Here is a 26295-nt window from a genome sequence, read left to right as displayed (position 1 = left end):
GGAGATGACATGATGACAAATCTTGCAGGTATGATCGATCATACGTTGCTTCGCGCGGATGCAACCCAAAGCGAAATTCAAAAATTGACGGAAGAAGCGAAAAAGTACGAATTTGCTTCTGTATGCGTAAACCCGACATGGGTTAAATATGCCGCCGAGCAGTTAAGCGGCACGAAAGTAAAAGTGTGCACGGTCATCGGGTTCCCTCTGGGAGCAACCACATCGGCCGTGAAGGCGTTCGAAACGCAAAATGCGATCGAAAACGGCGCAACCGAAGTCGACATGGTCATTAATATCGGGGCTCTGAAGGACAAGCAGGACGATTTCGTGGAGCAGGATATCAAAGCCGTCGTTGACGCAGCCAAAGGGAAAGCGCTTGTAAAAGTCATTATCGAAACCTGTCTGCTTACGGATGAAGAGAAGGAGCGCGCTAGCCGTTTGTCCGTGAAAGCGGGTGCAGATTTCGTGAAAACCTCGACCGGATTTTCCACGGGAGGCGCGACGCCGGAGGATGTCCGTTTGATGCGTCAGACGGTCGGCCCGAACGTTGGCGTGAAAGCTTCCGGAGGAGTACGCAGCCTGGAAGACATGAACAAAATGATCGAAGCGGGCGCTACCCGCATCGGCGCGAGCTCCGGCGTAAAAATTATGGAGGGCGGCCAGTCGACGTCTTCCTACTAATGCTTCAAACCGACGGCGTCAGCCGCCTGGACGCAAAGCGGAGAGGCGAAACATCCATGCTCCGCTTTTTCATGAATCGTCTGGAAGCGCTTTATGAAAACGATTTTTCATAGCCTTATTCATACGGATCTTCATACAAAATTCAACCTAGGGAGACAGCCATGAAATATTTGATTGCGGTATTGGGATTACTCGTCGTGTTTGCACTGTCTTTTGTCGCCAGCAATAACAAACGTGGTATTCGCTATCGCCCATTGATCATCATGATCATTCTTCAGCTTATTCTGGCATTCATTTTGCTGAATACGGTTGTCGGAACCGCGCTGATTCAAGGATTTTCGGATATTTTCAAAAACTTGCTGGATTATGCCGCGGAAGGCATCAACTTCGTATTCGGCGGCATAGCGAACGAAGGACAAGCTCCGTTCTTCCTCAATGTGCTGCTGCCGATCATCTTCATTTCGGCCCTGATCGGAATTTTGCAGTACATCAAAGTGCTTCCGATTATCATTCGGCTCATCGGCCTCGTGCTCAGCAAGATCAACGGCATGGGCAAGCTGGAATCTTACAACGCAGTGGCCTCGGCCATTTTGGGGCAATCCGAAGTGTTCATTTCCGTCAAAAAGCAGATCGGCGCGCTGCCGAAGCACCGCTTGTACACGCTTTGCGCGTCCGCAATGTCCACGGTTTCGATGTCCATCGTTGGCGCGTACATGACCATGATCGACCCGAGATACGTCGTGACGGCGCTCGTTCTGAATCTGTTCGGCGGATTTATCATCGCTTCCATCCTCAATCCTTATAAAGTGACGCCTGAGGAAGACAGTCTGGAAGTTCAGGAGGAGTCCGAAAAGCAGTCGTTCTTCGAGATGCTCGGGGAATACATTATGGACGGGTTCAAGGTCGCGATTACCGTTGCGGCGATGCTTATCGGTTTCGTCGCGTTGATCGCGATGATCAACGGCATCTTTAACGGCATCTTCGGCATCACCTTCCAGGAGCTGCTCGGTTACGTCTTCGCTCCGTTTGCCTTCGTGATGGGCGTGCCTTGGAACGAGGCCGTGGAAGCAGGCAGCATCATGGCTACGAAAATGGTATCCAACGAATTTGTCGCCATGCTCGAGCTCGGCAAACATACGGCCATGTCCGCCCGCGCCGTCGGCATCGTATCGGTGTTCCTCGTTTCGTTTGCGAACTTCTCCTCGATCGGCATCATTGCCGGCGCGGTGAAGGGACTTCATGAGAAGCAGGGCAACGTGGTTGCGCGTTTCGGCCTCAAGCTGCTGTACGGAGCGACGCTTGTCAGCGTGCTGTCCGCAACGATTGCCGGCGTGTTTTTATAAAATAGATACGTTATACTCAATTACGAAGGAGTGATCATGAATGGCAGAATTTAAACGCGTACACTTGATCGTCATGGACTCGGTAGGAATCGGCGAAGCGCCGGACGCCGCGCAATTCGACGATTTTGACGTCGACACGCTCGGGCATATCGCCAGAGAACGCGGCGGATTGAACATGCCGAATATGGCCAAGCTCGGCCTTTCCAACATTCGCGAAATCCAGGGCGTCGACAAAGCGGATAAGCCGCTCGCCTATTACACGAAAATGCAGGAGAAATCCGCAGGCAAAGACACGATGACCGGACACTGGGAAATCATGGGCCTCTACATCGATACGCCGTTCCGCGTGTTCCCCGACGGATTTCCGGACGAGCTGATCAAGCGCATCGAAGAAAAAACCGGACGCAAGGTCATCGGCAACAAGCCGGCGAGCGGAACGGCCATCATCGACGAGCTTGGCGAAGAGCAAATGAAGACCGGGGCGCTCATCGTTTACACTTCGGCAGACTCCGTGCTGCAGATCGCCGCGCATGAAGACGTGATTCCGCTGAAGGAACTCTACGAAATTTGCGAGTTCTGCCGCGAGATCACTTTGGACGATCCTTACATGCTGGGCCGCATCATCGCGCGTCCTTACGTCGGACAGCCGGGTTCCTTCAAGCGCACGGCCAACCGCCACGATTATGCGCTGAAGCCGTTTAACCGCACGGTAATGAACGAGCTGAAGGACGGTGGCTTCGACGTCATCGCCCTCGGGAAAATTTCCGATATTTATGACGGGGAAGGCGTAACCGAAGCGATCCGCACGTCTTCGAACATGGACGGCATGGACAAATTCATCGCAACGATGGACCAAAACTTTACCGGTCTCAGCTTCCTGAACCTGGTCGATTTCGACGCGCTGTACGGACACCGCCGCGATCCGCAAGGGTACGGTCAAGCGCTTGAGGATTACGATGCGCGCCTGCCGGAAGTTTTCGCGAAAATGACCGACGACGATCTGCTGATCATCACCGCGGACCACGGCAACGATCCGACGTACCGCGGCACGGACCATACCCGCGAGTACGTGCCTTTGATCGTGTATTCCCCGCGTTTCAAGAACGGCGGCAGCGAGCTTGCGCTCCGCAACACGTTCGCCGACATCGGCGCAACGGTAGCGGACAACTTCGGCGTGACCATGCCGGAATACGGCACGAGCTTCCTTAAAGATTTGAAATAATTCGCAACCTATTTTATCCATAATAAACACTTGTCAGGAGGACATATTCATGAGTACTCATATTGGAGCCAAAACCGGAGATATCGCGGAAACGATTCTGCTGCCTGGAGATCCGCTGCGTGCAAAATTCATCGCGGAAACGTACCTGCAGGATGTGACCTGTTACAACGAAGTTCGAGGCATGCTTGGATTTACGGGGACTTATAAAGGAAAACGCGTTTCCGTTCAAGGCACGGGCATGGGTATTCCGTCCATCAGCATTTACGTGAACGAACTGATCAATGAATACGGCGTTAAAAACCTGATGCGCGTCGGCACTTGCGGCAGCATGCAGAAAGACGTGCATGTACGCGACGTCATTTTGGCCCAGGCTTCTTGTACGGATTCCGGCGCAAACCGCCATTATTTCGGCGGCTATGACTTCTCCCCGATCGCCAGCTTCCAGCTGCTGAAAACGGCTTATGAGAAAGGCGTGGAAAAAGGCCTCAAGCTGCATGTCGGCAACGTCTTCAGCTCGGACATCTTCTACCGCGACGATAAATCCGTCGTTGAAAAGCTGATGCAGCACGGCATTCTCGGCGTGGAAATGGAAACGACCGCACTTTATACGCTTGCCGCCAAATTCGGCGTCAACGCGCTTACGCTGCTCACGGTCAGCGACCATTTGTTGACAGGGGAAGAAACGACCGCGGAAGAACGCCAGACGACGTTCAACGATATGATGGAAGTCGCGCTCGAAACGGCTATCACGCTGTAAGCCGGAATAATATCATTAACTTTTTGAAAGTGAGGCATTGCTACCTATGAGAATGGTCGACTTGATTGAAAAGAAACGTGACGGCGGAGAATTGACAACGGAAGAAATCAATTTCATCATAGAAGGCTATACCAAAGGGGAAATTCCCGATTACCAGGTCAGTGCCTTGGCGATGGCGATTTTCTTTAAAGACATGACCCAGCGGGAGCGGGCGGATTTGACGATGGCCATGGTTCATTCCGGCGATACGATCGATTTGTCCGAAATCGAAGGGATCAAGGTCGACAAGCACTCCACGGGCGGCGTGGGCGACACGACGACATTGGTGCTTGCACCGCTTGTCGCGGCGCTGGATATCCCGGTAGCCAAAATGTCCGGCCGCGGCCTGGGACATACCGGCGGAACGATCGACAAGCTGGAGTCCATCGAAGGCTTCCACGTGGAAATCGAACGCGAGGAATTCGTGGAGCTGGTCAACAAACATAAAATCGCGGTCATCGGCCAAACCGGCAACCTGACCCCTGCGGACAAGAAGCTGTATGCGCTTCGCGACGTCACGGGGACGGTCGATTCGATTTCCCTTATTGCGAGCTCCATCATGAGCAAAAAAATCGCCGCAGGCTCCGACGCGATCGTGCTGGACGTCAAAACGGGAGCCGGCGCTTTCATGAAAACCGTCGACGACGCGAAGGCGCTTGCGCTTGCGATGGTCAGCATCGGCAACAACGTCGGACGGAACACGATGGCCGTCATCTCCGACATGAGCCAGCCGCTTGGCTTCGCCATCGGCAACTCCCTTGAGGTCAAAGAGGCGATCGATACGCTGAAAGGCCAAGGGCCGAAAGACCTTGAAGAACTGTGCCTGGCGCTCGGCCGCCAAATGGTATACCTGGCGAAAAAGGCAAGCTCCCTCGAGGAAGCGGAAGAAATGCTGAAGGAAGTCATCAAAAACGGCAAAGCGCTCGAGAAATTCAAGGAGTTCATCCGCAACCAAGGCGGCAATCCGGATGTCGTGGATCATCCCGAACAGCTCCCGCAAGCGAAGTATCAAATCGAGGTTCCTGCGAAGGAAGACGGCGTCGTCGCGGAAATCGTCGCTGACGAAATCGGTACGGCGGCCATGTGGCTTGGAGCGGGACGCGCGACCAAAGAATCGGAAATCGATTTGGCCGTCGGCCTGATGCTGAACAAAAAAATCGGAGATCGCGTGAAAAAAGGCGAATCGCTCGTAACGATTCATGCCAACCGCGAAAACGTGGATGACGTCATAAACAAAATTTACGACAACATCCGTATCGCCGACCATGCCGAAGCCCCTGTATTGATTTACGGAACGGTGACGGAATAATAAGGATCGCTTTATGCAGCAGAGCTGCCCAAGGTCTTCAAGGCCGGGGCAGCTCTTTTTGTCTCTCCTGGATGTTTAACGGCGAACTCTGTTTTATCGTAGCGAATGCAAAAAAAGGATTGAAGCGCATGCTTCAATCCTTTTTTGCGTTATTAAGCCGATGTCAAAGGCGGAATCGACGAAAGCACATCATAATAGCTGTCGGTAGCGCCGAAGGCCATGAGGGCAATGACGAGGATGACGATAATGATTCCGTATAAGGCTGTGCCGATAATGCCGCAAACGAGTCCGCCGATGGCCAGGCCGCGTCCGCCTTCTTGTCTCTGCTTGATCTCCTTGAAGGAGAGGCAGGCCAGGACGATCGCGATGATGCCGAGGATCAGGCCCACGTACGGGATCATCAGGCTGAGAATGCCGAGCACGAGGGCTGCGATCGCCTTGCCGTTGGTCTTCGGCGGCTGCATCGGCGGCATTTGTTGAAACTGGTTAAATTGTTCGGATGAATATGGATCCAAAGATATGTTCCTCCTCAAAATGATACTTTATGTATAAAATATCAAACATTCAGAACTATTATACCCAGAAAAAAGGAGATTGACCATGCAAAATCCTAAATTTCATTCGACAAATTTTTGTTTTCGATCAGGAATCCTATCGTTTTTACATTAAATATGGAAGTTTTTGCGCATTTCGCTTGGCGAAACATGCTTATATTTCTTGAACGAGCGGCTGAAATAATAAATATCCTTAAAACCGGTCGATAGCGCGATTTCGGAAATGTTCATGCGCGAGTTGCGCAGCAGGTATTCTGATTTGTTGATCCGCAGCGTATTAATATAGTCCGTAATGGTGCGCCCGGTCAGCTCTTTGAACAATCTGCTGAAATGAAACCGGCTGAGGCCCGCAAGCCCGGCGAGCTGATCGACGCTTAGATCCTCGGGGTAATGCTCTTCGATATATTGAAAAACGGGCGTGAACCGCTCCAGATTCTTCAGGCGCTGATGGTCTTCTTCCGTGGACAGTTTATTCGTTCCGTATCGGCGCAGCAAAATGGTCAGGATTCGATACAAATACGACTTGATCGATAACTCGTATCCCAGCTCGCGCTGGTTCAGCTCCTCGATGAGGGAGGATATGCAGCTGATGATTTCGGCGTCGCCGGTAATTTTGCTGGCGAACAAAATCCGGTTCTGCGAAATCGGCGTGATGAATTTGGTTTCGATCGCATCGATCGAGTGGCTATGGAGCAGCTTGATGTCAAGGATCATCGCATAATAGACCAAATCGTCGCATTGGCTGACGCCGTAATGCAGATCGTTGCTGTTTATGACGACCAGGTCCCCCTCGCGAACCTCGTACGGAACGGAATTCAGCTCGATCATGGCGGATCCTTTGGTGAAATACAGGAATTCGAGATGATTATGCCAATGATGGTTAAAGAGCGTCATTCCGTATTCTTTGGTCGTCGTGTAATGGACTTTGATCGGGAAAAAGCGGTTCGGCATATCCATCGGTTCTTGCAGAGAAAGGGGTCTTTCCATATCGGTCACCTCAAAATCGCACAATTATACAAATAAAGAGCAAGGCTTTGCATGGCAGACTTAACTAGAAACATTATAATTCAATATATATAAAACATCTATCGAAGCACTTCCCAATCAATCCAAAAGATGAGAATGAATCCAAAGGAGCGTTGAATGCGAATGAGCAAAATCAAAGTGGGCATCATCGGTGCAGGTTCCATTTCCGAGTCGCACATGAATTCGTATCAAAAAAACCCGGATGCCGAAATCGTGGCCATCTGCGACCTGAACGAAGAACGAGCGAAGGCGGCCGCGCAAAAATACGGCGCAGCGCACACATATACGGACTACAACGAGCTTCTCGCGAACCCTGAAATCGACGCCGTCAGCATCTGCACATGGAACAACTCCCATGCGGAAATCAGCATCGCCGCGATCCAGGCAGGCAAACACGTCCTGGTCGAAAAGCCGCTGTGCCGCACCGTGGAAGAGGCGCTGAACGTCCAAAAAGCGGTCCGTTCCAGCGACAAGCTGCTGCAAGTCGGCTTTGTGCGCCGGTATGACCCGAACATCGGCCTTCTGCAGGAATTCATCCAAAAAGACGAATTCGGCGAGCTGTATTATGCCAAAGCATCGATTTTGCGCCGTCTCGGCAACCCTGGCGGATGGTTCGCGGACAAAGAACGTTCCGGCGGCGGACCGCTGATCGACATCGGCGTGCACGTCATCGACCTGTGCTGGTACATGCTGGGCAGACCAAAAGTGAAATCGGTTTCAGGGAACGTTTATCACAAGCTTGGCAACCGTTCGAACGTGAAGCATCTGTCCTTCTACAAGGCTGCCGACTATGACGCAAGCAAAAATACGGTGGAGGATTTGGCGAATGCTTTGATCCGTTTTGAAAACGGCGCATCGCTGATGGTGGACGTCAGCTTCTCCCTGCACGCGAAAAAGGATGAAGCAGGGGTTCGCATTTATGGCACCAAAGGCGGATTTGAAATCGATCCGGAGGTAGTGATCGTAACCGAAAAGAACGACGTGATGGTCAACATCGAGCCGCAGATCGACAACAAAGGCTTTAACTTCGCAGCCGCGTTCCAAAACGAAATCGATCAGTTCATCCTCAATATCCAACACAACAGGGAGCCGATGAGCCCGGTCGAAGACGGATTGGAATTGATGAAAATATTGACGGGCATTTACGAATCCGCCGAAAAAGGAGTCGAAATCCAGCTATGAAAGTGGGAATAAGCACTTATAGTTTGTACCGTCCCGTGCATGAAGGCAAAATGACGATCCTCGAGGCCATCGAGAAAATCGCGGAAATCGGCGGGGAGCATGTGGAAATCGTGCCGATCGGCTATTCGCTGACCGACAATCCCGAATTGACGGACCAAATCGTCGCTAAAGCGAAGGAAGTGGGCATCGAAGTTTCCAACTATGCGATTTACGCCAATTTCGGCGTCGACAGCGACGAGGAGATCGCCAAGGAAGTCGAACGCGTCAAGAAAGAAGTGGACGTCGCCGCCTGTTTGGGCGTGAAGCTGATGCGCCATGACGTGGCAGGCCGCAGCGACACTTCCATCAAGCAGTTCAACAGCGAGCTTCCACGCCTGGCCGAAGCCTGCCGCCAAGTTGCGGACTATGCGGCGCAGTACGGGATTACGACAAGCGTCGAAAACCACGGGTATTACATTCAAGCAAGCGACCGCGTGCAGGCGCTGGTTCACGCCGTGGACCGTCCGAATTTCAAAACGACGCTCGACGTCGGAAACTTCATGTGCGTCGACGAGGACCCGGTCATTGCCGTCCGCAACAATCTGCCGTTTGCATCCATGGTTCATATCAAGGACTTTTACCTGCGCCATGCATCCAAGGATCCGGGCGAAGGCTGGTTCAAAACGGCCGGCGGCAATTACTTGAGAGGGGCGATCGCCGGACACGGCGACATCAACCTGCGCGAATCGATCCGCCTGATCAAGGCTTCGGGTTATGACGGATATTTGTCCATCGAATTCGAGGGCATGGAAGACGCGGTCCAAGGAACGCGCATCGGATTGGAAAACGTGAAGCGCTTCTGGAACGAAGCGTAAATCATACGAATACGGAAGGAGTCAATGGTGATGAACAATAAAATCGGCGTTATTGTAGACAGCTTTCGCGTAGGCGTTAGAGAAGGCCTGCAGCGGGCTAAAATGGTCGGGGCGGACGGCGTTCAGATTTATGCCGTAAGCGGCGAGATGGACCCGGCAAACCTCTCTGCTGCGCAGCGTAAAGAACTGAAGGAGTACATCGCGTCGCTTGGTCTGGAAATTTCCGCGCTTGTCGGCGATTTGGGCGGTTACGGATTCCAGGACAAAAGCGTAAACGCGGAAAAAATCGAAAAATCGAAACGGATTCTCGATCTGGCCGTCGAGCTGGGCACTTCCGTCGTGACGACGCATATCGGAATCGTGCCGGAAGATAGAAACAGCGAGATTTATCAAAACATGCATGATGCCTGCGAAGAGCTCGCATCGTACGCAACCAGCATGAACGCCTACTTTGCGATCGAAACCGGTCCGGAGCCTTCGGCAAGATTGAAGGAATTCCTCGACGGTCTCGGCTCCAAAGGCGTATCCGTCAACTTCGACCCGGCCAACATGGTCATGGTGACGGGAGACGATCCTGCGCAGGGCGTATACAACCTGAAGGATTACATTGTGCACACCCATGCGAAGGACGGCATCCGTTTGCGCGAGGTACCGGCGCATTACATTTACGAGTCCCTCGGCTACGATGCGCCCGTCAACGAACATAACACGTTCGTTCCAGGCGAAGGCCAATATTTCCGCGAAGTTCCGCTTGGCGAAGGCAGCGTCAACTGGACGGAATATTTGAAGGCGCTCGAAGACATCGGTTATGCCGGATATTTGACGATCGAACGCGAAGTGGGCGAAGATCCGGAAGCCGACATTTCCAAAGCCGTGCAATTTTTGAAGCAGTTCAGAGGTTAATGCGAAGCGTTGTACTTCGAAAAACGGCAAGGCGAAGCGAACATTACACTTTAAAAGCCGCATTGTTGCGGCTCAGGCTGTCGAGAAACCCCCTGTTTTTTTGCAGGGGGTTTAAAATTGCCTCGTCGGTCACTGAAGTAGGGTTCTCAGAGCGCTTTAAATCGATTTTTATTTTAAAAGATATGATTCCCCATATAAAAAATAGAGTGTCGAAAAGTCCGTTGGACTTTCTCGACACTCTGAGCCGCATTGTTGCGGCTTTTTTGTGTTTTGACAGTAGATGACCCTTGGAATTGTTTTTAAATGAGAGAAGGTTCAAGATTTTTGACCATTAATATGTGGGGAATGCCATCTTCCATAAATTCAGCTGATGAAGTCCGGTAGCCAAGCTTGTTATAGAATCCCTCTGCCTGGGTTTGCCCGTGCAATTTAACTTGCTGATGCCCCTTTTCAAGTGCGATTTCTTCCAATCCTGAAATGATTGTCTTTCCAATCCCCATTTTGCGGTAAGGTTCTAAAATACAAATACGTTCTAATTTGCCTACTCCATCATGAGCGCGGATCCGGCCCGTGCCAACGGGTTGTCCATCGTAGTAGGCGAGCAGATGCTCGCAATCTCCATCCAGCGTATCAAATTCATCAAACTCGTCTGTGAGTGGCACACCTTGTTCTTCAACGAATACTTTCTTTCTTATTAAGAAAGCAGCCTCTAGTTCCTCGGATTGTGTAATTCTTTTTGAATGCATCATTTTCAACCCTCTCCGGATTTATGTTTCGATCAGATAGTCATGATGACGTCAACGTCAATGACAAGTATATAGAATTTATTATTTGTTGTAAATGCAATAAAAAAGGCCGACAGGGTACCGAATGAGAGGGAATCTATTTTTATAAACAGGATCCCAGGCAAAAATTGGACTTGATATGAAACCAAACGGTTGTATATAATAAACAAGAAATAAAACCAGAAGGTTTCGCATTTAGGTATAAAAAACGGGAGGGATCAACAATGGAACATGAAAAACAAGGGGCTTTGCCCGATATACGGTATACCGGCGTGTTTAAGGCGCCGATTCAGAAGGTATGGAAGGCCGTCGCTACGGCGGAAGGGCTGTCGGCATGGTTTATGCCCAATGATCTCGAGCCGGTCGTTGGCCATGAATTTCAGCTGAATGCGGGCCCCTATGGAATGTCTCCGTGCAAAGTGACGGAAGTGGACGAACCCCGCAAAATTGCGTTTCGGTGGGGGAAAGACTGGACGCTGACGTTTGAATTGAAGGATCTGGCAGATCAAACCGAAATTACGATCATTCATTCCGGCTGGAACGAGCATACGTTGACGGAGTTCGGGCAACCTCATCCGATCGTTCGCGGCGTGATGGACAAAGGCTGGGCCGGTCTGCATCAAAAACTGGGCGCGTACGTCGAGGGGTAACCATGGGGGAAGCGCAAGCCAAACACGACGTTTTTCAGGCGATTGCCGACCCGACGCGCAGACAGCTGCTGAAGCTTCTAGCCGGGAAAGAAATGCCCGTGACGGTCATCAGCAGCCATTTTCCGATGAGCCGGACGGCCGTGTCCAAACATCTCCGCGTTTTGTCGGAGGCGGGACTCGTAAAAGAGAGAAGGGTCGGGAGAGAAAACAGGTACAGCCTTGACCCGCAGCCGCTGCAGGAGATCAAAGAGTGGTACGCCTATTTCGAGCGCTTCTGGGAAAACAAAATGGCTGCTTTGCAATTTTTCGTGGAAGCGGACCGCTCGGATGATCCTGTCTGATTCCATAAAAAAACCTCGCATGAACCAGGCTGCATTCCTTGACAGGCGAACGGCCTCCGGACGCAAGGTCCGGTTCATTGCGAGGTTTTCTTTTTATTTTTAAGCGTGTATGCGCACTTCTTGTCGCCCTGGGCCAGGCATTCGGTACGAACCACTTCGGCCCCCAGCAGGGATTCGAACATTTTCATTTCGCAGGTGCAGGCGTGGTTGTATTTCTTCGCGATTTGCGAAATCGGGCAATTGTATTCCATCAGTGCATATTCGTCTTCGCCGTTTTGTTCCAGCTCGACCATATACCCGTTTTCGTTCTGGATTTCCGCCAAGATGGCGACTTTTTCGCCGAACGTTTTGCCTTGCATTTTTGCCGCATGGTTCCTTTGCAGCGATTCGCTGCGCCGTTCGAATAAACGGTCGACCATCCCGGAGCCGGCGTCCAATTCAAGCTCGCCAAGCAAATCCAGCGTTAACGTATGGTATTTGTTCGGGAAAAAGGATTCCGCCTGATCCGTCAAATGATAAATCGCGGTAGGGCGGCCCATCGGCTGCCGAATCGTTTTCGATTCGATCAATCCTTCCTTTTCGAGCGTATTGATATGCCTGCGTACGGCCATGCTCGTGATTCCGATGAACTCGGTAATCTCTTTTGCACTGAGCTCGCCTTTGGTTTTCAGCAGCTGCAGGATTTTGTCCCGGGTTGAAATATCCAGTTGTTGGTTCATTTTCATCACCGCCTGTTCTGCTTTTTTCCTGAAGCTCGGGTGCGAAGTGCAGACAGCCTGCCGACACGAAAGATCAACAGGCTGCAATCACTCGAAATGTATCGTTGGTGTATCAGCTTATCTATTTTTGAAGAAGTTTTCGGCTTTTTCGAGGAACCCTTTTTCTTCTTCAGGCAAATCCGCGTCATAATATACCGCGCCCACCGGGCAAGCCACTTCGCATGCTCCGCATTCGATGCAAATGTCGGTGTCGATGTAATATTGGTCAGGACCTTCCTCGATGCAATCTACAGGACAAACATCCACGCAATCGGCAGCTTTTTCATCCATGCAAGCCGAGGTAATAACGTATGCCATTTCTTTCACCCTTTCAAATTAGTTCGCTAGTTTGTTGTTTATGATATTTGATGCCAAATCCATGAAAATATGCCACTGTTCGCTGTTTTCATCAAACAGGTTGGAAGCCGCATCGGCTTCATCCGGCGTATCGGCCGATTGAATCGGCACCTCCGCGAGCAGCTTCGTCTGCAGCTCATCGGCAAGCCTCTGCCCGCCGCCGCGTCCGAAAAGGTAATGCCGTCTTCCCTCGGGATCGGTGAAATAGGACAAGTTTTCGATGACCCCAAGAATGGGGTGGTTCGTCTGCAGCGCCATTTCGCCGGCACGGGCCGCCACATGGTGGGCTGTTTTATCAGGCGTGGTCACCACGATTTCTGCGCACTGCGGAATCCGGTTATGAACGTCAAGCGCAACGTCGCCGGTTCCCGGCGGCAGATCCAAGATGATATAATCCAGGGTACCCCAATCCACTTCGTTCAGGAACGTGCCGAGCATTTTGCCGAGCATCGGGCCTCTCCAGACGACGGGCTTATTGCCTTGAACGAAAAATCCCGTCGAGATCACCTTCATGCCATGGCTCTCCACAGGGGCGATCCGGTTTCCTTGCTTTTGCGGAAGCTCTTTGATCCCCAGCATTTCCGGAATGCTGTGTCCGTAGATATCCGCGTCAATGATACCCACCCGCTTGCCTTGCTTAGCCAAAGCTCTTGCAAGATTGACCGTGACGGTAGATTTTCCGACGCCGCCTTTGCCGCTGGCTATGGCGATGAAAGTCACGCCGGAATCCGCGGAAAGCAGCGGGGAATTCATCAGCGTCGGGGCGCGGCGCACCGATTTATTAAGCTTAATAGCTATAATATCATTTTTTTCTTCATTTGAAATAGGTTTGAAGCGTATATGAACATCGGTAATTCCTGTCTTTTGCACCGCACGGGTAATTTGCTCCTTCAGCTCCTGCTCCCGCGATACGGAATCCGGGGGGAGAAGCACGGTCATTGCGGCATGATCCTTGTTCGTTGTAATGTCCCGGATCAGTCCGATCTCCGTGAGCGGCAGCTGGCGCTCCTCGTCTTTGATATGAGCGATCGCAGCAACCAGATCATCCTTCGTCAAAATTTTCTCACCTTCAATCCACTTCGATCTTTAAAACAAAGTATGTCCATAATATCGCAAACCTTACCGGGTTATCTTGACATTGCCATCACCGTGTATGGGGAGGCCAAGAAAAAGGATCGGAAACGTCCGCGCGTACAAGTCAGGACACGGTAATTGTAGAACACGCAACGCATATAGTCAACATATATGTATAAAAAGTAAAAGGATATTCATGATCCGTACTTGACAAAGGGTTTAAAGGATTATAATAATTAATATACATTTATGTATACTAATTAGGATGCGGTAAAAAGAAGTTACTCGGTTAAGTTGGACCGTTCCTTGTATGAAAAATAGCCGGATCCAAAAGCTTGCATTGCAGTTTTTTGCTGATCCGGAATATGGATACATTCATGCATTTACCGGAAGGAGGATTAATTTTCTTCATGAACTCAGACCATAATCAAGGAAACGCGGCGCAAACGGGGGAATCCGCACGGCGGCCGGTATCCTATTACGAATTGATGGGCGGGGCGCCAACCATACGCGCGATCGTCGAAGCGTTTTATCCGAAAGTGATAGAGCATCCGCTGCTTGCTCCGCTGTTTCCGGAAGACATCACGCCCGTCATGGAAAAGCAGGAAATGTTCCTGACGCAGTATTTCGGGGGACCGCAGCTCTACACGATGAAAGAAGGGCATCCCCGCATGAGGGCAAGGCATATTCGTTTTCCGATTACGCCCGACCGGGCGACGGCTTGGCTCAGCTGCATGCAGCAGGCCATGGATGAAGTCGTGGAGGACTCCGCGCTCCGGGAGCAGATGATGGAACGTTTGGCCATGACCGCCTATTTCTTCGTCAACACGGACGAACAAGAAGACGACATGTAACGGAACGATCGACAAGCTTTCGTTTTTGACGGAAAGGGAATACGATGGAAGCGTAAGCATCCAATAGCAACGGCATTCAACGGCTGAAGGATACTCCCGGTACCGGCAAAATAAAGCGAACATCATACCCGAGGCTTTGCAAAAACCGGGTCCATGCGAACCGTCCATTTTGCAGCGGCCTCGCACGAAAAGGAGACTGCCTTCATGAAGCTGGTTGGAATATCAGGTGCGATCATCGGCAGCAAAACAGCCATTGTCGTACAAAAAGTACTGGAAGAAGTCAAAAAAATAGATCCTGAAATCGAAACCGAATTGCTGGATATGAAAGACTACGACGTGCAATTTTGCGACGGGAGGGATCCGTCCGCGTATACGGGGGACACCAAAAAGGTGATCGACGCCGTCATTTCCAGCGATTTTTGCCTGATCGGAACCCCGATCTATCAAGCCTCCATGTCGGGCGTGCTCAAAAATCTGTTCGACTTGATTCCGCAGTCCGCGCTGCAGCAAAAAGTCATCGGATTCGTGGCGACGGGAGGAACGTACCAGCATTATCTCGTGATCGAAAATCAGCTGAAGCCGATCGCCGGCTATTTCAGATCCTATGTGGCGCCCGGTTATGTTTACGTGCATGACGATCATTTTAACGAGTTTAAGGAAATTCATGATCCCAACGTGTTGGAGCGGATTGAAAGACTTGCTGCAGAGCTGGTATTTATGCAAAAACGGCTGAAGTCTTAAAAGACAGCCGGAAATTTACATAGATCGACAGAAATTCGTAGAAGCGACCTGATCAATCCTTTGATCGGGTCGTTTTTTGTCGTATAATGAAATAGTAGATTGATAGATTCGAAGATTGGCATGACCCAAGAACTGTAAAGAGAGGCAAGCTTGAACACGGGGAGAGATGCAGATTCATGCGTAAGTATATGATTACCTTTGCTGCCGCGGTGCTCATTGTAGCAGGCGGTTATTGGGCTTTGGGGAAAAACCATGCTCCGGCTGCCGACGGCGCCGTGGTCGAAAAGCCGCCCGCGCTCGCGCAGCAACATTCGCAACCATCGCCGTCGCCGGTTGTCGGCGAGGATGATGATGAGGACAAGGCGTCAGCGGATTCCGCCAAACGGCAAACCGGGGACACGTTGACGTCCGGCAGCGCAGACAAGCAAGGAGAAACGCCGAATCAGGCCGGCTCAGGCGCGATGAATACGGGCGCGAAAACGCAGCAGGCCGCGAAACCTGCGCAAAACGCTTCTGCGGGCAAATCGTCATCAACCGGCAATGCGGCCTCCGAGGCGGGGAGCGGCACGAGCAAAACGGGAGGAAAAGGATTTATAAATTCTTACAGCGTGGAGCATGTCGTTTCCAATCCGGAAAGCATCGCTGTGCTGGTCAACAAAACGTACAGACTCCCGGCCGGCTACGTTCCTCCGGATCTCGTTTATCCGAACGTCCCGTTCATCTTTTCGGAAAAGGCAGACAAACGCAAAATGCGCAAGGAGGCGGCAACGGCACTTGAAAAGCTGTTTGACGCCGCCAAAAATGACGGGGTTCAGCTGGCGGGCGTATCCGGTTACCGCTCCGAATCGCGCCAAAAGACGCTGTATAACAACTACGTAAAACGGGACGGCGTAAAAGCGGCCGATACGTACAGCGCCCGGCCGGGGCACAGCGAGCACCAAACCGGCCTGACGATCGACGTATCCGGTATTACGGGCAAATGTGCCGCGGAAAGCTGTTTCGCCGGCACGAAAGAGGCCAAGTGGCTGGCTAAGCATGCGCATGAATACGGATTTATCATCCGTTATCCTGAAGGGAAAGCTTCGATTACGGGCTATAAGTACGAGCCTTGGCATCTTCGTTACGTCGGCGCCAAAATCGCCAATGAAGTGACGAGCCGCCACATAACGCTTGAGCAGTATTTCGGCCAAGCGGTGCCCGTATCCAAATAATTCGCGTCACCCGTGGCGCGGATGGATTCGAAAAACAGGACTTCCTGCATGCACTGCGTGCGCCCGGGGTCCTGTTCTTTCATTTGCCTTTTTTTCCGGGGATGTGTACGATCTAAATGGGGCATGCCTTCATCCTGAACGGAACATGAAGTAACTCATCCGATAATTCTATTTATGACGAAAGGTCGTGTAAACGAATGGATTCCGATATCAGCGTTAAATTGACTTCCCTCTCTAGCAAAGGCGGCTGCGGCTGCAAAATCGGCCCGGCGGATTTAAGCCAGGTGCTCCGTAATCTGCCTCCAGCCGAGCCGAACCCGAATTTGCTCGTAGGGCTGGATACAAGCGATGACGCCGGCGTGTACAAACTGAACGACGAACTGGCGCTGGTGCAAACGCTGGATTTCTTCACGCCGATCGTGGACGATCCGTACGCCTTCGGGCAAATTGCCGCAGCGAACGCCATCAGCGATATCTATGCCATGGGGGCCAAACCTTTAACGGTATTAAACATCGTCGCATTTCCGATCTCCACGCTGGACAAGCGGATTTTGTCCGAAATCCTGCGCGGGGCGGGGGATAAAGTCAAGGAAGCGGGAGCGACGTTGGTAGGCGGCCACTCCATCGACGATAAAGAGCCGAAATTCGGTTTAGCGGTCACGGGTCTGGTCCATCCTGATAAAGTACGCAGCAACGCCGGAGCCAAGCCGGGGGATAAACTCATCCTGACCAAACCGATCGGGGTCGGCATCATGACGACTTCCATCAAAAAAGACCAGCTCACCGCCGAAGAAATCGCCCGGGTGACCCAAGTGATGTCGACCTTGAACAAAACGGCCGCCGAGGTCATGGAAGGTTACGACGTCCATGCCTGCACCGACGTGACGGGCTTCGGCCTGATGGGCCATTCGCTGGAGATGGCCAAAGGAAGCGGCGTGGAGATCCGCATCCGCAAGGATGACGTGCCCGTGCTTCCCCGAGTCCGCGAGTTGGCGGAACAAGGAATGGTTCCCGGCGGTTCCAAAAACAACTACGAGCATGTCAAAGACAGCGTTCGGTTCCCTGAGCAGATGGACCAAATCGACCGCTGGATTTTGTGCGATGCCGTCACATCGGGCGGGCTGTTGATTTCCGTTAGCGGCAGCGAAGCAGAGAAACTTCATGAGGAGCTCGTGCAAGCCGGCGTCGAAGCCAAAATCATCGGCGAGGTTACGGCAAGCGGCAGCGGACAAATCGTAATCGAATGAGGAGATTGTTATGTTCCAGGACATTTCTATAGAGAAACTGAATGAGCTTCGCGGGAAAAACGAAATCACGGTGATCGACGTTCGATCGCCTTCCGAATATGCCGAATCGACCATCCCGGGCAGCATCAACATCCCCTTTTTTACGGATGAGGAACGTGCCGAAATCGGAACGCTTTACAAGCAGGTCAGCATCCAAACCGCCAAAGAACGCGGGCTCGAGATCATGTCCGCCAAACTGCCCGCTTTCGTGAAGAAATTTGCCGAAATTCAGGGCAACAAGGCGGTTTTCTGTTGGCGGGGCGGCATGCGGAGCCGGACGACGGCAACCGTGCTTTCGTTGATGGGGATTCATGTGTACCGGCTGGACGGCGGTTACCGGGCTTATCGCAGATGGGTGGTCGAAACGCTGGGGACCATGGAATTTCCGCCGGAGGTTTACGTGCTGCACGGATATACCGGAACAGGCAAAACGGAGATTTTGAGGGCTTTGAAGGACAAAGGGTATCCGGTTGTCGACCTGGAAGGTCTGGCCGGACATCGGGGATCGATTTTTGGCGAAATCGGACTGAGAAGCCATAACCAAAAAACCTTTGATGCGCTTCTTCTGGAGGAACTGCTTCGATACCGGCACGAGCCGTTTATCCTGATCGAAGCGGAAAGCAAACGGATCGGCAAAGTGATTTTGCCCGAGTTTTTGATCGATAAAAAGGAAAAGGGCACTCATATTCTGCTCGATGCCGCCACGGATTTGCGCGTAAGAAACATCATTAACGATTACGGTCCGACCGAGCATGCCGAACAAAGCTTGCAGGCATTTCGACAGATCAAATCGCGCATCCACACGCCGGTAGCCCAGGAAATCGAAACTTGCCTGCTGTCCGGGAACTACGAACGCGCGGTGGAGTTATTGCTTGCCTATTATTATGATCCGAGATACGCCCACACCGCATCTTCCTACGGAGAGGAATTCCAAAAACTGGAGCCGATTTCTTTCGATACGCTGGAACAGGCCGTCCCGCTGGTCGAAGAGCACATTCGAAAGCTGTCGTCACGGAATCGCTTGAACCGGCAGGAACAGCCGGGCGCTTAGCATCGGCGAGCGGCTGATGCACGAACTGACAAAAAAGAGAGCCTGAGCGCTCTCTTTTTTTCATGCGAAGCTATACGGATCAAATGCCGACAGGAATTCCGTGCGTAACCACGACGTCAGCCTGCTGCGGCGGGTATTCCAGCATTTTGGCTACTTCTGCGGCACATTTGCTCGGACTGTAGTAATCCTTCGCGGGAGAACCGAAGAGGGAAGGGCGGGAGAAGCGTTCGATGCGGATTTGTTCGCCGCGCGCCAGCTTCCGCAGCCATTCTTCGAGGACGTTTTCGTTTTGCAGCGCTTCGCCGTAACCGCGTTTGACGAAATATTCCCGGTTCATTTCTTCCTGGCCGGGCAGCGATTCGCAGAACAGCATCGGCAGCCCTTTGGCAAGCGCTTCGGTGCAGGTCATTCCTCCCGGTTTGGTAATCAGCAGATCGGATGCGTCCATCCATTTGCTGATTTCGCGCGTATGCCCGAGAAGCACGATGTTTTCATGCTGGAATCCCGGGTCGCTTTTCAGCTTGTCGAGCAGCTTCTGATTGCTGCCGCAGCAAAATACGAGCTGAACCTGATCTTTCCACCGTTGAAGCTGCTGGACGAGCTGATGATTCGAAACCAGTCCCCAGCCGCCTCCCATGATCAATACGGTTGGCATGTTTTTGATGTTGAGCGTGTTTCTGACGCAGGTTTTGTCTTCGGAAGACCAGAAGTCGGGATGAACCGGTATGCCGGTGACTTTGACGTTTTCCGCATACACTCCCCGGTCCAGCAAAAGCTGGCGGACGTTGTCCGTGGAGACGAGGAAGCGGTCGACCTCTTTGTTGATCCAGGAGGCATGGGCGTCATAGTCCGTAATGACGGTAAACAAAGGCACGTTAAGCCCGGCCGCTTTAAGCCTGGAAATGATGTTGGTCGGGATGGGATGCGTGGTGACGATCAGATCCGGTCGCAAATGCGCGATGACCTCAGCCGTATGATGATAAAAGATGCGATGAAGCGCCATGATGGCCAGTTTGCTCAGCGGTTTGTCGTGCTGTTTGCGGTACAGCAAACCGACGAGACCGGGATTGGTGTTTATGGTCAGACGATATGCCGAAATAATCCAGGGCGCGACGGTAGGATTCAGGAACGATCCCAGTTCAATCACTTTGGCTTGAATATCGGGATTCATTTTTTTCATGCCTGCGGCCAGCGCGTATCCGGCTTGGGTATGGCCGCTGCCGAAACCTTCGGATAATATCAGTACTCTTTTCTTGCGCATATGATCACCTTCGATCTTAATATATTGGACGCTCCTTCGTCGGGAAGGCAGCTTATGTTCTAACGTTAAGCAACCCTGAAAATCAGGCGGGTTCCGTTCTATGCTCGATCGCTTCGTCTTATGAAATAAGTTTATGACGGATTGAAAGGGTCCAAAACGGACCGCGGACTGGTTTCCATGCTAGACCAAGGTCGGGGGAACAAGGCCTGTTCGGGTTATTCTATGTAGTTAGACGATGCGCGAAAAGATAACCATGCAGGTTGGCTGAAAAATTTTTGAAAGGGAAGGAAAAGCGGGTGTGAAAATCCGTTGTTATTCTACTAATAATAGATTATGAGTAAATTTATGTATGTTCAAGGGGCAAATGCGCAAAAATTAAAGCCCCGACTGAAGAATCGGATGGATCAAGTTTCCAAGCGGCGCCCGGGACCGTTAGCCAACGCTGCCCAAGACGGCCATGCCGATCTGCGGCGTTTCGTTTTCGGCATATTTTCGGCATGCTCGATTTGAGTGTAAAGGCATATCGTATGCGCCGTATTGATTCAGTGTAAAAATTCGCGATAAGTTATAAAAAATTCATGCTTTCGCATGTGAAACGTTTGAAGCTTTCCGGGACAAGCGTTACAATAGATAATAGACAGTTTGTCTAATTAATGGCCATAGGAGGAATATGCGATGAAGCTCCAAGACAAGGTTGCGGTAATTACGGGTGCCGGCTCCGGCATGGGAAAGGAAATGGCTTTGCTGTTCGGGCTTGAAGGCGCAAAGCTTGTGCTTGCGGATATCTCCCAAGCAGCCCTGGACCAGGTCGTGGCGGAAGTGAAGCAAAACGGCGGTCAAGCGGTCGGCGTCAGCGCCAACGTTGCCAAGGAAGAGGACGTTCAGAACATGATTGAAACCGCTGTCAAAACGTACGGTTCGCTGGATATCCTGGTGAATAACGCGGGAATCATGGACAAAATGACGCCGGTGACGGAGCTGACGGACGAACTATGGGAACGCGTCATAGCCGTCAATGCGACGGGGCCAATGCGTGCGATCCGCAAAGCCCTCCCGATCATGATCGGGCAAGGCAAAGGCGTCATCATCAATACCGCTTCCATCGGCGGGTTGTACGGCTCCCGGGCCGGGGTCGCTTATACGGCTTCCAAGCATGCAGTGGTCGGCTTGACGAAAAACGTGGGCTTCCAATACGCCGATGCGGGCATCCGCTGCAACGCGATCGCTCCGGGCGGCGTGGAAACGAACATTATGGCGGATGCCGGAGACATGAACCCCGAATCGCGCGGGTTAAGAAAAGCCATGTCCGGAGCCGGCTTCAATCCCCGGAACGGCAAACCCGAGGAAATCGCCAAAATCGCATTATTCCTGGCTTCCGATGATTCCAGCTTTATCAACGGTACGGTGATTACCGCCGATGCCGGCTGGACGGCATACTAAGCGATCGCCCTAAGACAAGAGGGAGCAGGTCATCCGAAGCAAATGAACCGCGTTCAAGGTCCGAATCCCCGACATCCCGGGAGAGCGGGCCTTTTTCCCTTTTAAGACACAAATAAAAAAGCGCCGTCGTCCGTGCCTTTTCGGCACCACGTTCGGCGCTGCTCCGCTTTTTTGTTCATGACCACCTGCGTCATCGGTTTGCGGCTCCATGTGACCCGTCCCCCCATAACCGGCGCTGCCTGTCTCGTCTGTCCGGATTTCGCGGACTTCGTCGTCCGTTGTTTCATCACGCATCTCTCCTTTGAAAAGCTGGTTACGGTTTTCAGCATAGAACATTTTAAACATGAACACAAGCCAACTGCGTAAAATAAAAAGGTATGCTATAATTATTTTGGTTTATTATGGAAATTGGGAGGTTGAAAGGATGAAGCGCAAAAATCACGGGAGACAAGCCCCGATTCCCGCTTCCGCTAACAAGGTAGCAAAAACCGTCATTGCGGGGACGATCGGGCTCAGCTTGCTGCAAGTTCCGATATGGGCGGGAGCTACGCCGGCATCCGTCTCGGAGTCGGGTACGGGGATCGCCAAAGAGGCCAAGGCCGCTAACTCGGCCGCCGCAAATCCTGCTCCAGGGGAAAAAGCGAAAATAAGCAAAGAAGAAGCTGCGAAAAAAATGGTCGCCTTGTTTCCCGTCTTGAATGAAGCCAAGCTGGAAGATGCCAGCTATACGGAAGGGACGGACAATTCCTTCAACGAGTCGGTCTGGATGCTTACTTGGACCATAACGAGAGGAAACAGCACGTATTCGTTCTCGGCGAGCGTGGATGGCATGACCGGCGATGTGCTCAATTTCTACCAGCCGGAGTATGTTTCCAACGAAAGCAAGGCCTATTATCCTCCCGAAATCAGTCAGGAGCAGGCCGAAAAAGCGGCCAAGGCGTTTATCGTGCAAGCCGCCAGCTCCATCAAAGCGGATGACCTGGTTCCACAAGAAGGCGTCAATAACGGGAACCAATCGCTGTTCGGGCAGGTGGTGTACAACTTCAGCTACAGCGCGAAAGTCAACGGAATCCCGTCCGATGGCGAAAACATCCAGATCGGCGTCGACGGCAAGGGGCGGATCTTCAGCTATAATCGCATGTCAACCTCCAAATCCTATCCATCCGCCAATCCGAAAATATCGTCTTCCGATGCGCTTGAATCATTCAAAAAGGATTTATCCCTTGGGCTGGCTTACGTTCAATTCAACGATTATTACAACCCTGCCCGTTCCAAAAAGGATTGGCGGCTGGCATACATACCCGCTCCTTCCATAACCATGACGGACGCCAATACCGGAAAAAGGTTCAATCCGTTGCAAAACTCGGAACAAACGGTTCCGAAAGCGCTCGAATACACGGCGCTGCCCTCCGGGTCGGCATCCTTTAAAGCGCATCAGGGCAATACGCTAACCTCCAAGGAAGTCCTTCAGTTATATCCCGATCTTGTCCCGTCAAGCAAGGATTATTCCCTGTCCTCTTCGCTGACGAACTATTGGATGGATTCGGGAAAACAGGTATGGTCCTTGAACTGGTACAAAAAAAGCGCGTTGGGAATGTCCGGGGATAGCGTATATATGATGGTCGACGCAGGGACGGGACAACTCATCAGCTACAATATCAATGAACTCCCGGCGTATGCGAAAGAGGCGGACAATGCCAAGCCGAGCCCGATTACCGATGCGAAAAGCAATGCTCCGGGCATGTCGGCATCCGAAGCCCAGAAAAAAGCCTTCGACCTTGCCGGGCGTTACTACCCCGAAGCGGCCAAGGCATTAAAGCTGTCCAACGACTCCTCGACGGATCAAGCAAACGGAAAAACGGTTCACAGATTCGTATTCCAGCAATTTTACAAAGACCTTCCCGTTTATAACCAGCAGGTAAGCCTCGTTCTTGACGGCAGCGGCAAACTCCTTTCGTATAACGCTAATTTGCCGCTCACGGGGGATGACCGCCAAAAGCTTGATGCATTGACGGCCAAGATCAAACCGGAGGACGCGGCGAAAACGTACCGGGAGGCTTTGGGGGCTCAGCTCATCTATGCCTCGACCGGAGGATATTACGTGGAAAGCAAATTCGCGGAGCCCCGGATTTTGTTGGCTTACGCGCCGACCTTCAACGGCGACCGCCGCCTGCCGTTCATTAACGCCGTTACCGGCAAAAACGAGTTTTACGGTTATTTCGGAACCCAGAACGGCGGCGCTGATCCGGCAGCCAACCTGCCTTCCGATGCGGTGGGCCACGGTGCGGGCAAAGAACTGGCGACGCTGCTCGAATACGGCGTCATCGCCCCGGAATCCGACGGGCTTCTGCATCCCGACAAAGAGATTACGTACGGCGATCTGCTGGCAATGATCGCGAAGGGAGTGAGCCCGACCCAAAGCTACTACGATCCGGGCCGTCTCGGCAAACAGTTTAAAGATGTTCCTGCCGACAGTCCCTATGCCGAAGCCGTGCAGATGTTCGCGGATCGGGGCTGGCTGCGCAATACGTCGGGCGAGCTCCATCCGGAGCAAAAGCTGACCCGGGATAAGCTGGCCGAAACGATCGTGAACGTGCTTCGATACGATAAACTGTCGGCCTTTTACGAGTCCGACCCTCAAATTTTGGCGTTGGCGGATGCCCAAGCCATCCAACATAAAGGTGCCGTGAAACAGGCGATCCAGCTGGGTCTGATGTCCGCTAAAGACGGCAAATTCGAGCCTGCCCGACCGGTCACCAAGGCCGAGGCTGCCCAAGTGCTCGTTCTGCTGGCACAGATCCAAGGGAAGGTGGATTCGCCTGTGGCGGGATATTGACGCAACGTTTTGGTTCCGGCTGCGGCCTGCTGCAGCCGGATTTTTTTAAAAGATGATCATAATGGAAGCTTTGTTCATGAACGCTACCTTCAGGGCTGAAAGCATTTTGCGGAGGTTGTCCGGCGTTTTTGCTGCCGCTTTATTCATTGGGTTGGCGGTCATTTCCTCGCTTTGGTTTGAACAGCCGCCCGCGGGCAAAGGAAAAGCATCGCCGGAAACCGTCTTTTCCGCCGATCGCGCTTTCGACCATTTGACCCATATCGCAAAAGCGCCCCATACGCCGTTTATGCCCGAGATCGAGAACGTCAGGAAATACATCGTCGGGCAGTTCGCGGAGCTGGGTCTCGAAGTCGAGGTGGAGCCTTTTCAAGCGCAAATGAATCGCGGAAACGGCTATGAAACCGTCGCCATGAACAATATCATCGCGACGTTGAAGGGATCCGAGCCGGGGAAAGCGTTAATGCTCTCGGCCCATTACGACTCGGTTGCCCACGGGCCCGGAGCCAACGATGACGGCGTAGCCGTGGCTTCCCTGATCGAAACCGCAAGGGCATTAAAGGCCCAAGGAAAACCGCTGCACGACATTTTGTTTGTCATCACGGACGGGGAAGAAGGCGGGCTGCTCGGAGCCAAAGCATTTTGGAGCGCCTCCAAATTTAAAGACCAGGTCGGATTGGTCGCAAATTTTGAAGCTAGAGGGGCCAGCGGGCCTTCGCTCATGTTCCAGACGAGCAGCGGAAACGGCAAGTTGATTCGCGAGTTTGCCGCTATTGCGCCAGTTCCTGTAAGCAATTCGTTTCTGGCCGATATTTACCGCCTGATGCCGAATGACACGGACCTGACGATTTCGCTTCGGGAAGGGATTCCCGGACTCAATTTCGCTTACGTCGGCAGCTGGGATAAATACCACTCGGCGGAAGATACGATCGAAAACGTCTCCATGGCTACGCTGCAGCATCATGGAGAGAACGCGCTTGCGGTCGCGAGCCGTTTTGGGGCAATGGATTTGGGCGATTTAAAGGAGCCGGATGCGGAATATTTCAATTTGTTCGGCAAACTGTTTTATTACCCGCAATCCGTGAATTTGCCGCTAACCATCGTTTTGACGGCCGCGTGGTTCATGCTTGTCGGTATATACGTCAAAAAACGCAAAGCCCGTGCCGGCAAAATAGCCGGAGCCGTCGGGGCGGCGTTCATCGGCTTCTTATTGTCGGCGCTGCTGTCCTGGGGTTTCTACGAGCTGCTGTCGGCAATGACCTCCCGAATTCCGAATCCGTTCTATCATTTCAGCTTCCTTGCCATTACGCTGCTGGTCCATATTTTGCTGAGTTCCATCCTGCGCCGCGGCCGCAGCGAATTGGAGGCGGTCCTTGCCGCCGCATGTTTATTTTTGATGTTGACTTGGATCGTTACGTTTTTGCTGCCTGGCGCATGTTATTTGTTTGCAATTCCGCTTCTAGTCCACTGCATCGCGCTGGCGTTTCTGCAAGGGATGCAGGATCCATCCGCAGTTCTACGGCGCAGCTGGATGACGATGATCCTTTCCGCAATGCCCGCGTTGTTGTTTGCCACGCTGTTCCATTTGCTTTTCATGGCGATGCCGCCGCTTGTAAACGTGGCTTGCGCCATGCTGTTTTCGCTGAATTTATCCATGATCGAACCGTTTACACGGAATATCGCAGGGCTCTTTACAAGGAAAACATATCCGAAAAACGTTGCGGCTTGACTTCGGACAGGATTATCCGTTTGACAAAACCATCCTATTGTTACGAACCGGAGG

General features: G+C 52.2%; 26 protein-coding genes. 18 read left to right on the top strand and 8 right to left on the bottom strand.

The window, feature by feature from the left end:
- Nucleotides 1-9: 9 nt before the first annotated feature.
- The 5 genes from deoC (at nt 10) to KI367_RS11245 (ending at nt 5351) form a co-directional block, all read left to right on the top strand.
- Nucleotides 10-681: a deoxyribose-phosphate aldolase gene (gene deoC / locus KI367_RS11265; protein WP_212949666.1), complete on the top strand. Its 672-nt coding sequence runs from the start codon at nt 10-12 to the stop codon at nt 679-681.
- A 161-nt stretch (nt 682-842) separates the two neighbouring features.
- Nucleotides 843-2024, top strand: coding sequence for a NupC/NupG family nucleoside CNT transporter (locus KI367_RS11260; RefSeq protein WP_036709830.1), 1182 nt, complete (start codon nt 843-845; stop codon nt 2022-2024).
- A gap of 40 nt (nt 2025-2064) precedes the next feature.
- The gene (gene deoB / locus KI367_RS11255; protein WP_212949664.1) at nt 2065-3246 is read left to right on the top strand and encodes a phosphopentomutase; all 1182 of its coding nucleotides are present in this window, start codon (nt 2065-2067) and stop codon (nt 3244-3246) included.
- Nucleotides 3247-3295: 49 nt separating this feature from the next.
- Nucleotides 3296-4003, top strand: coding sequence for a purine-nucleoside phosphorylase (gene deoD / locus KI367_RS11250; RefSeq protein WP_036709826.1), 708 nt, complete (start codon nt 3296-3298; stop codon nt 4001-4003).
- A 46-nt stretch (nt 4004-4049) separates the two neighbouring features.
- The gene (locus KI367_RS11245; protein ID WP_212949663.1) at nt 4050-5351 is read left to right on the top strand and encodes a pyrimidine-nucleoside phosphorylase; all 1302 of its coding nucleotides are present in this window, start codon (nt 4050-4052) and stop codon (nt 5349-5351) included.
- 152 nt (nt 5352-5503) lie between these two features.
- Here the strand turns inward: KI367_RS11245 and KI367_RS11240 are convergent, their stop codons facing one another.
- Entirely contained in the window at nt 5504-5824 is a 321-nt protein-coding gene (locus KI367_RS11240) for a DUF4190 domain-containing protein (protein WP_212949739.1), read from the bottom strand.
- A 192-nt stretch (nt 5825-6016) separates the two neighbouring features.
- Complete coding sequence (locus KI367_RS11235) at nt 6017-6892, bottom strand: AraC family transcriptional regulator (RefSeq protein ID WP_036709818.1); 876 nt, start codon at nt 6890-6892, stop codon at nt 6017-6019.
- A gap of 162 nt (nt 6893-7054) precedes the next feature.
- Here KI367_RS11235 and KI367_RS11230 point away from each other — a divergent pair, with 162 nt between their 5' ends.
- Genes KI367_RS11230 through KI367_RS11220 form a run of 3 tightly spaced genes read left to right on the top strand, consistent with a single transcriptional unit; the run spans nt 7055 to nt 9870 of the window.
- Complete coding sequence (locus tag KI367_RS11230) at nt 7055-8113, top strand: Gfo/Idh/MocA family protein (protein ID WP_036709815.1); 1059 nt, start codon at nt 7055-7057, stop codon at nt 8111-8113.
- The gene (locus KI367_RS11225; RefSeq protein WP_212949661.1) at nt 8110-8967 is read left to right on the top strand and encodes a sugar phosphate isomerase/epimerase family protein; all 858 of its coding nucleotides are present in this window, start codon (nt 8110-8112) and stop codon (nt 8965-8967) included. Before KI367_RS11230 ends, KI367_RS11225 begins: the two co-directional genes overlap by 4 nt.
- Before the next feature lie 24 nt (nt 8968-8991).
- Nucleotides 8992-9870 carry a sugar phosphate isomerase/epimerase family protein gene (locus KI367_RS11220; protein WP_212949659.1) on the top strand — a complete coding sequence of 293 codons (879 nt, stop codon included), beginning with the start codon at nt 8992-8994 and terminating at the stop codon, nt 9868-9870.
- Between the two features lie 299 nt (nt 9871-10169).
- Here the strand turns inward: KI367_RS11220 and KI367_RS11215 are convergent, their stop codons facing one another.
- Entirely contained in the window at nt 10170-10616 is a 447-nt protein-coding gene (locus tag KI367_RS11215; RefSeq protein WP_212949737.1) for a GNAT family N-acetyltransferase, read from the bottom strand.
- 263 nt (nt 10617-10879) lie between these two features.
- On the opposite strand from KI367_RS11215, the gene KI367_RS11210 reads away from it, so the two are divergent.
- Entirely contained in the window at nt 10880-11305 is a 426-nt protein-coding gene (locus KI367_RS11210) for an SRPBCC family protein (protein WP_212949657.1), read from the top strand.
- 2 nt (nt 11306-11307) lie between these two features.
- Nucleotides 11308-11646, top strand: coding sequence for an ArsR/SmtB family transcription factor (locus KI367_RS11205; protein ID WP_212949655.1), 339 nt, complete (start codon nt 11308-11310; stop codon nt 11644-11646).
- 74 nt (nt 11647-11720) lie between these two features.
- Here KI367_RS11205 and KI367_RS11200 read toward each other — a convergent pair whose 3' ends face one another.
- The 3 genes from KI367_RS11200 to KI367_RS11190 all read right to left on the bottom strand — a co-directional run bounded on the left by KI367_RS11200 (nt 11721) and on the right by KI367_RS11190 (nt 13817).
- Nucleotides 11721-12365: a helix-turn-helix transcriptional regulator gene (locus KI367_RS11200; protein WP_036709801.1), complete on the bottom strand. Its 645-nt coding sequence runs from the start codon at nt 12363-12365 to the stop codon at nt 11721-11723.
- A gap of 117 nt (nt 12366-12482) precedes the next feature.
- Nucleotides 12483-12722 (bottom strand): DUF362 domain-containing protein, encoded by a 240-nt coding sequence (locus KI367_RS11195; RefSeq protein ID WP_036709799.1) that lies wholly within the window; start codon nt 12720-12722, stop codon nt 12483-12485.
- A gap of 18 nt (nt 12723-12740) precedes the next feature.
- Nucleotides 12741-13817, bottom strand: a complete 1077-nt coding sequence (locus KI367_RS11190; RefSeq protein WP_246536846.1) for a P-loop NTPase — start codon at nt 13815-13817, stop codon at nt 12741-12743.
- Between the two features lie 506 nt (nt 13818-14323).
- On the opposite strand from KI367_RS11190, the gene KI367_RS11185 reads away from it, so the two are divergent.
- From KI367_RS11185 to mnmH, 5 genes are all read left to right on the top strand, one after another.
- Nucleotides 14324-14689, top strand: a complete 366-nt coding sequence (locus KI367_RS11185) for a globin domain-containing protein (protein WP_052146987.1) — start codon at nt 14324-14326, stop codon at nt 14687-14689.
- 204 nt (nt 14690-14893) lie between these two features.
- Nucleotides 14894-15430 carry an NADPH-dependent FMN reductase gene (locus KI367_RS11180; protein ID WP_036709793.1) on the top strand — a complete coding sequence of 179 codons (537 nt, stop codon included), beginning with the start codon at nt 14894-14896 and terminating at the stop codon, nt 15428-15430.
- A 176-nt stretch (nt 15431-15606) separates the two neighbouring features.
- A complete protein-coding gene (locus KI367_RS11175) occupies nt 15607-16641 on the top strand; it encodes a M15 family metallopeptidase (protein ID WP_246536843.1) in 1035 nt (344 codons plus the stop codon).
- A 197-nt stretch (nt 16642-16838) separates the two neighbouring features.
- Nucleotides 16839-17888, top strand: coding sequence for a selenide, water dikinase SelD (selD, locus tag KI367_RS11170; RefSeq protein WP_212949653.1), 1050 nt, complete (start codon nt 16839-16841; stop codon nt 17886-17888).
- Nucleotides 17889-17898: 10 nt separating this feature from the next.
- On the top strand, nt 17899-18978 hold the full coding sequence (mnmH, locus tag KI367_RS11165; protein WP_212949651.1) for a tRNA 2-selenouridine(34) synthase MnmH: 1080 nt from the start codon (nt 17899-17901) through the stop codon (nt 18976-18978).
- A 79-nt stretch (nt 18979-19057) separates the two neighbouring features.
- Here the strand turns inward: mnmH and KI367_RS11160 are convergent, their stop codons facing one another.
- A complete protein-coding gene (locus tag KI367_RS11160) occupies nt 19058-20239 on the bottom strand; it encodes an MGDG synthase family glycosyltransferase (RefSeq protein ID WP_052146976.1) in 1182 nt (393 codons plus the stop codon).
- 675 nt (nt 20240-20914) lie between these two features.
- Here KI367_RS11160 and KI367_RS11155 point away from each other — a divergent pair.
- A complete protein-coding gene (locus KI367_RS11155; protein WP_212949650.1) occupies nt 20915-21679 on the top strand; it encodes an SDR family oxidoreductase in 765 nt (254 codons plus the stop codon).
- 101 nt (nt 21680-21780) lie between these two features.
- Here the strand turns inward: KI367_RS11155 and KI367_RS11150 are convergent, their stop codons facing one another.
- Nucleotides 21781-21966 carry a hypothetical protein gene (locus KI367_RS11150; protein WP_036709785.1) on the bottom strand — a complete coding sequence of 62 codons (186 nt, stop codon included), beginning with the start codon at nt 21964-21966 and terminating at the stop codon, nt 21781-21783.
- Nucleotides 21967-22103: 137 nt separating this feature from the next.
- Here KI367_RS11150 and KI367_RS11145 point away from each other — a divergent pair, with 137 nt between their 5' ends.
- Nucleotides 22104-24515, top strand: coding sequence for a YcdB/YcdC domain-containing protein (locus KI367_RS11145; RefSeq protein WP_212949649.1), 2412 nt, complete (start codon nt 22104-22106; stop codon nt 24513-24515).
- 76 nt (nt 24516-24591) lie between these two features.
- Nucleotides 24592-26241: a M20/M25/M40 family metallo-hydrolase gene (locus KI367_RS11140; RefSeq protein WP_212949647.1), complete on the top strand. Its 1650-nt coding sequence runs from the start codon at nt 24592-24594 to the stop codon at nt 26239-26241.
- Nucleotides 26242-26295 lie beyond the last annotated feature (54 nt).

The organism is Paenibacillus cookii, assembly GCF_018333375.1.
GTDB lineage: Bacteria > Bacillota > Bacilli > Paenibacillales > Paenibacillaceae > Paenibacillus_AQ > Paenibacillus_AQ cookii.
This window is presented reverse-complemented; position numbering and strand designations above follow the sequence as displayed.

What these genes read in the sequence shown, in the direction of transcription:
- KI367_RS11185 (WP_052146987.1), top strand. Translation starts at nt 14,324, where the DNA reads ATGGGCGGGGCGCCAACCATACGCGCGATCGTCGAAGCGTTTTATCCG.
- KI367_RS11195 (WP_036709799.1), bottom strand. Translation starts at nt 12,722, where the DNA reads ATGGCATACGTTATTACCTCGGCTTGCATGGATGAAAAAGCTGCCGAT.
- deoC (WP_212949666.1), top strand. Translation starts at nt 10, where the DNA reads ATGATGACAAATCTTGCAGGTATGATCGATCATACGTTGCTTCGCGCG.
- KI367_RS11245 (WP_212949663.1), top strand. Translation starts at nt 4,050, where the DNA reads ATGAGAATGGTCGACTTGATTGAAAAGAAACGTGACGGCGGAGAATTG.
- KI367_RS11220 (WP_212949659.1), top strand. Translation starts at nt 8,992, where the DNA reads ATGGTGATGAACAATAAAATCGGCGTTATTGTAGACAGCTTTCGCGTA.
- KI367_RS11235 (WP_036709818.1), bottom strand. Translation starts at nt 6,892, where the DNA reads ATGGAAAGACCCCTTTCTCTGCAAGAACCGATGGATATGCCGAACCGC.
- deoD (WP_036709826.1), top strand. Translation starts at nt 3,296, where the DNA reads ATGAGTACTCATATTGGAGCCAAAACCGGAGATATCGCGGAAACGATT.
- mnmH (WP_212949651.1), top strand. Translation starts at nt 17,899, where the DNA reads ATGTTCCAGGACATTTCTATAGAGAAACTGAATGAGCTTCGCGGGAAA.
- KI367_RS11210 (WP_212949657.1), top strand. Translation starts at nt 10,880, where the DNA reads ATGGAACATGAAAAACAAGGGGCTTTGCCCGATATACGGTATACCGGC.
- KI367_RS11160 (WP_052146976.1), bottom strand. Translation starts at nt 20,239, where the DNA reads ATGCGCAAGAAAAGAGTACTGATATTATCCGAAGGTTTCGGCAGCGGC.
- KI367_RS11175 (WP_246536843.1), top strand. Translation starts at nt 15,607, where the DNA reads ATGCGTAAGTATATGATTACCTTTGCTGCCGCGGTGCTCATTGTAGCA.
- KI367_RS11215 (WP_212949737.1), bottom strand. Translation starts at nt 10,616, where the DNA reads ATGCATTCAAAAAGAATTACACAATCCGAGGAACTAGAGGCTGCTTTC.
- selD (WP_212949653.1), top strand. Translation starts at nt 16,839, where the DNA reads ATGGATTCCGATATCAGCGTTAAATTGACTTCCCTCTCTAGCAAAGGC.
- KI367_RS11200 (WP_036709801.1), bottom strand. Translation starts at nt 12,365, where the DNA reads ATGAACCAACAACTGGATATTTCAACCCGGGACAAAATCCTGCAGCTG.
- KI367_RS11230 (WP_036709815.1), top strand. Translation starts at nt 7,055, where the DNA reads ATGAGCAAAATCAAAGTGGGCATCATCGGTGCAGGTTCCATTTCCGAG.
- KI367_RS11145 (WP_212949649.1), top strand. Translation starts at nt 22,104, where the DNA reads ATGAAGCGCAAAAATCACGGGAGACAAGCCCCGATTCCCGCTTCCGCT.
- KI367_RS11205 (WP_212949655.1), top strand. Translation starts at nt 11,308, where the DNA reads ATGGGGGAAGCGCAAGCCAAACACGACGTTTTTCAGGCGATTGCCGAC.
- KI367_RS11240 (WP_212949739.1), bottom strand. Translation starts at nt 5,824, where the DNA reads ATGCCGCCGATGCAGCCGCCGAAGACCAACGGCAAGGCGATCGCAGCC.
- deoB (WP_212949664.1), top strand. Translation starts at nt 2,065, where the DNA reads ATGGCAGAATTTAAACGCGTACACTTGATCGTCATGGACTCGGTAGGA.
- KI367_RS11180 (WP_036709793.1), top strand. Translation starts at nt 14,894, where the DNA reads ATGAAGCTGGTTGGAATATCAGGTGCGATCATCGGCAGCAAAACAGCC.
- KI367_RS11140 (WP_212949647.1), top strand. Translation starts at nt 24,592, where the DNA reads ATGAACGCTACCTTCAGGGCTGAAAGCATTTTGCGGAGGTTGTCCGGC.
- KI367_RS11225 (WP_212949661.1), top strand. Translation starts at nt 8,110, where the DNA reads ATGAAAGTGGGAATAAGCACTTATAGTTTGTACCGTCCCGTGCATGAA.
- KI367_RS11155 (WP_212949650.1), top strand. Translation starts at nt 20,915, where the DNA reads ATGAAGCTCCAAGACAAGGTTGCGGTAATTACGGGTGCCGGCTCCGGC.
- KI367_RS11150 (WP_036709785.1), bottom strand. Translation starts at nt 21,966, where the DNA reads ATGAAACAACGGACGACGAAGTCCGCGAAATCCGGACAGACGAGACAG.
- KI367_RS11260 (WP_036709830.1), top strand. Translation starts at nt 843, where the DNA reads ATGAAATATTTGATTGCGGTATTGGGATTACTCGTCGTGTTTGCACTG.